This window comes from Achromobacter sp., assembly GCF_032113835.1.
Taxonomy (GTDB): Bacteria; Pseudomonadota; Gammaproteobacteria; order Burkholderiales; family Burkholderiaceae_B; genus Achromobacter.
On record NZ_DAMCTG010000165.1, the window covers coordinates 1 to 4363 of the forward strand.

General features: G+C 67.2%; 4 protein-coding genes. 1 reads left to right on the top strand and 3 read right to left on the bottom strand.

All coding sequences use genetic code 11. The features are described 5' to 3' along the window. On the top strand, nt 1-501 hold a 501-nt coding region (gene phoU, locus RT697_RS26950; protein WP_313702682.1), incomplete at its 5' end, for a phosphate signaling complex protein PhoU. 21 nt (nt 502-522) lie between these two features. On the opposite strand, the gene RT697_RS26955 is transcribed toward phoU, so the two are convergent. The 3 genes from RT697_RS26955 to argA all read right to left on the bottom strand — a co-directional run bounded on the left by RT697_RS26955 (nt 523) and on the right by argA (nt 4357). Next, entirely contained in the window at nt 523-2475 is a 1953-nt protein-coding gene (locus RT697_RS26955) for a phosphocholine-specific phospholipase C (RefSeq protein ID WP_313702683.1), read from the bottom strand. Nucleotides 2476-2621: 146 nt separating this feature from the next. Beyond that, nucleotides 2622-2894, bottom strand: coding sequence for an oxidative damage protection protein (locus RT697_RS26960; protein ID WP_313702684.1), 273 nt, complete (start codon nt 2892-2894; stop codon nt 2622-2624). Nucleotides 2895-2998: 104 nt separating this feature from the next. Then, complete coding sequence (gene argA, locus RT697_RS26965; RefSeq protein WP_313702685.1) at nt 2999-4357, bottom strand: amino-acid N-acetyltransferase; 1359 nt, start codon at nt 4355-4357, stop codon at nt 2999-3001. Nucleotides 4358-4363 lie beyond the last annotated feature (6 nt).

The following is a 4363-nucleotide window of genomic DNA, read 5'->3' on the forward strand; positions in this document are numbered from 1 at the left end:
ACCGCCATCGACCTGCGCATGCTGATGGCCGTGTCCAAGATGCTGACCGACATGGAACGTTCCGGCGATGAAGCCGAGAAGGTCGCCACCGTCGCCCGGCGCGTCCATGAAGGCGAATTGCGCCACATTCCGGTGATCGAGCTGCGCCACATGGCCGCCAACGTGCGCAACATGCTGCATCAGGCGCTGGACGCATTTGCCCGCCTCGACCCCATCCAGGCCGCCGCCGTCGTGCGCAGCGACAAGGAAGTCGACAAGGAATGGAAGGGTGCGCTGCGTCACCTGATCACGTACATGATCGAAGATCCGCGCACGATCTCGCGCGCCATCGACATGATCTTCATCGCCCGCGCCCTCGAACGCATCGGCGACCATGCCAAGAACATGTCCGAACGCGTGATCTACATGGTCAAGGGCGCCGACGTGCGCCACACCGGCGTGAAGAACACCGAGCGCCTTGCGCGCGGCGAAGAAGAAACCGAGGACACCTCGGAGCAGTAAGCAGAAAGACCGGCTGCCGCGTCACAGCGGCAGCGCCGCTCCCTGGCACAGCCGGGGATCCGGCACTCCCGGCTTGCCCGCATCGATGCGGCCTGCAAGCCGGCGTCCAAAGGCCGGCATCGCCGGCGCATTCACCTCCACGTCGTACCAGCCCTCGCAGCCCGCGTACTTGAGCTCGACCGCGCCACCCGCGGGCACATGGGCCATCGCGCGCCAGCCGTCGTTCATGCGCGATTCCACCCTGACCGGCTGCGGCGAATCGCCGTGGTTCACGAGCCGCAGACGCAGGCCCGAGGTTACCGGCACGAGCTGCGCTTCAAGCGTGCCCGCATCCCGCGCATCGCCGCGGAACGCCCGGTGAAAACCGTCCGGTCCCAGCAGCCAGAGATCGTACGCGCCGCCCGCGGCCAGCCTCCATCCGTCATCCAGACGCGCGCCGGCGCCCACCGTGTAGCGCCGGGGCGGATGCGCCAGCGCAAGACGGTTATAGACATGCAGCACGGCGCCCGCGCCGCCCGGGTTGCGCAGCGTCAGGCGGTAATGCTCGCCGTCGGCCGTGGTCTTGCCCACGGCTTCCAGCACATAGGGCAGGGGACACGCATGGCGGTTGCTGTCGGGATGATGCGAACACCTGTCGCCGGCAAAATCGAAGGCCGAGGTCAGGTCGCCCGCCACCGCGCGGCGCCAGGCGCTGATGTTGGGCTCTGCCACGCCGAAGCGCGTTTCCAGGAAGCGGATGACCGACGTGTGGTCGAACACCTGCGAGTTGATCCAGCCGCCGCGGCTCCAGGGCGAGACCACCAGCATCGGCACGCGCGGGCCCAGGCCGAAGGCGCGACCGTGCAATCCGGCCGGATCGTCGGCGGTGGCGGCGCTGGGGCCGCGGCGCGCGTCGTGGTATTCGCCGTCCAGTTCCACGGTGGACAGGCCGCCCGACTCGCCGTCCGGATGGCGCGCCGGCGGCGCGGGCGGGGGCATGTGGTCGAAGAAGCAATCGTTTTCGTCGTAGGTGACGAACAGGACGCATCGGCTCCAGGTCTCGGGATGCGCGGTCAGGATGTCCAGCACCCGCTCGGTGTAGGCGCCGCCCTGGCGGGGGGACGAGACCTCGGGATGTTCCGAATCAGCCGTGGGCGCGATGATCCATGAGACGGCGGGCAGCGTGCCGTCGGCGGCGTCGCGCGCCAGATCGTCCAGCGTGCGCGTGGCCAACGCGCGGTCGCGCAGCGCGGCCTCACCGGTATTGCCCGCATGCTGCCGGCGATACTGCCGAAAGCCCGCGAGCGGATTGTCGTTGTAGTTGTCCGCCATGTCCTGGTAGATGCGCCAATCCACGCCGGCGTCCTGCAGACGCTCGGGGTACGTGGTCCAGGAATAGCCTTCATCCGTCGGACCCAGCCGGTCGTAGGTGTTGACCAGCGCGGGCCCGCCGGCCACGCCCTGCGGATCGTTGGTGCCGGTCCACAGGAACAGCCGGTTGGGATTGGTGCCGGCGTGGACCGAGCAGTGATAGGCATCGCACAACGTGAATGCATTCGCCAGCGCCGTCTGAAACGGCACGTCGGCGCTGCGGTAGGCGCCCATGCCCAGCCGGCTCTTGGCCGACAGCCACTGGTCCATGCGGCCGTCGTTCCAGGCGCGCTGCGAATCGTCCCAGGTGTGCGGCGTGATGTAGCCGACCGCCTTGTCGCTGGCAACCTCGGCCTGCAGGTCAAAGGGGCGGCAGTGCGCGTTGCCATCGGTCTGCGTCAGCACCGTGCCCGCACGCGTTGGCGCGGGATGCGGATCGGCGAACCCGCGCACGCCGGGCAGCGTGCCGAAGTAATGGTCGAAGGACCGGTTCTCCTGCATCAGGATCACGACGTGCCGCACATCCTGCAGCGTGCCGGTCTTGCGGTCGGGTTCGATCGCCAGCGCGCGCGCAATGACAGGGGACGGATCCGGGTGGATGGGCGGGCGCGATTCTTCTTTCATGACAGCTTTAATACGGTCTGCAACCTTCGAATCTTAAGGCCTCGGCGGACACGCTGCAGGCGCGTATCGGAGCGCCTCAAAAACAAAGCCCCTCGCGTGCGAGGGGCTTTGCCGTGCCGCATGCCCGAAGGCGCGGCGGGGGCGGATCAGGCCGAGGGCGGAACGTAGCCGTCGGCTTCGACGCTGCCGTCTTCGAACAGGAAACGCTCCATTTGCTGCTGCAGGTATTTGCGGGCGCGGGCGTCGGCCAGGTTCAGGCGGTTTTCGTTCACCAGGCGGGTCTGCACGCCTTTCCAGTCTTCCCAGGCTTCTCTGGAAATGCTTTGCCAGATGCGCGTGCCGACTTCACCGGGGTAGGGCGGGTAGTCCAGCCCTTCGGCTTCACGCTTCAGTTTCACACAGTTGACGATACGGGCCATGGTTCGCTGCCGGAAAAATGAATAACGCCACATTTTAGCGGGCTTGGCGTGCGTCGGGCGCCAAGCCCCTTTTGCTTACCGCGGAATCGCCCCGCGGGCCGGTTTCAGAGCTTCTTGATGAAAACCAGGCTGTTGCGGGAACGGTTGTAGTTGTTCTGCTTTTCGCGGGGCAGGTCGGCGATGCCGCCCTGCACGAAACCGCGCTTCATGAACCAGTGCGAGGTGCGCGTGGTCAGCACGAACAGCCGTTTGGCGCCCAGGGCGCGGGCGCGCGATTCCATGTGGCGCAGCAGGATCTCGCCTTCGCCGGAGCCTTGCCATTCAGGGTGCACGATCAGGCACGCCATTTCGGCCATCTGTTCGTCGTGGAAGTCGTGCAGGGCCGCGCAGCCGTAGATGACGCCGTCGTGCTCCAGCACGGTGAAGTTTTCGACGTCGCGCTCGACCACGCTGCGCGGACGCGGCACCAGCGTGCCGTCGGCTTCCAGCGGTTCGATGAGGCTGAGGATGGCGCCCACGTCGTCGATGGTGGCGGGGCGCAGGTCGTCCAGCGTGTCTTCGACCACCATGGTGCCCACGCCGTCGTGGGTGAAGATTTCGAGCAGCACGCTGCCGTCCAGCTCGAACGGCAGCAGGTGGGCGCGGGCCACGCCGCGCTTGACCGCGAGCGAGGCGTATTGCAGGAAGGAGTGGGTCTCTTCGTCGAGCTCGCCGCCCGCCAGCAGGGCGTCGGCGTCCACGCGCGCCAATTCGGTGTCCAGCGTGCCGTCGTCGTTCAGCACGCCTTGCGAGCTGGACAGGAAGATCAGCTTCTCGGCGCGCAGGCCCACGGCCACGCTGGTGGCCAGGTCTTCCATGGCCAGATTGAAGGCGTCGCCGGTGGGCGAGAACCCCAGCGGGGACAGCAGCACCACCGAGGAGCCTTTCTCGATGGCGAACTTCAGGGCCTCGATGTCGATCTTGCGGACCTGGCCGGTGTGCTTGTAGTCCACGCCATCCAGCACACCCGTGGGGCGGGCAGTGACGAAATTGCCGGAGATCACGCGGATGTGGGCGTGCGACATGGGGGTGTTGGGCAGGCCCTGGCTGAACGCGGCCTCGATGTCCAGGCGGATCTCGCCGGCGGCTTCCTTGGCGCATTCCAGGGCGGCGGCGTCGGTCGGGGCCAGGCCCCGGTCGAACTGCTGCGTGTAGCCCTTCAGGCGCAGTTGCTCGTTGACCTGGGGCCGCGAACCGTGCACCAGCACCAGCCGGATGCCCAGCGAGGAGAGCAGGGACAGATCCTGGACCAGGGCGTTCAACGCGCCCGCCTGCACCAGTTCGCCGCCAAACGCCACCACGAAGGTCTTGCCTCGGAACGCGTGCACGTAGGGGGCCACGTCTCGGAACCATCGCACAAACTGCGCGGCGGCGAATTCAGGGGCTTCAAGGGCGGAGACGGTGTCTGGTTCCAGGTCGGGCATGATGTG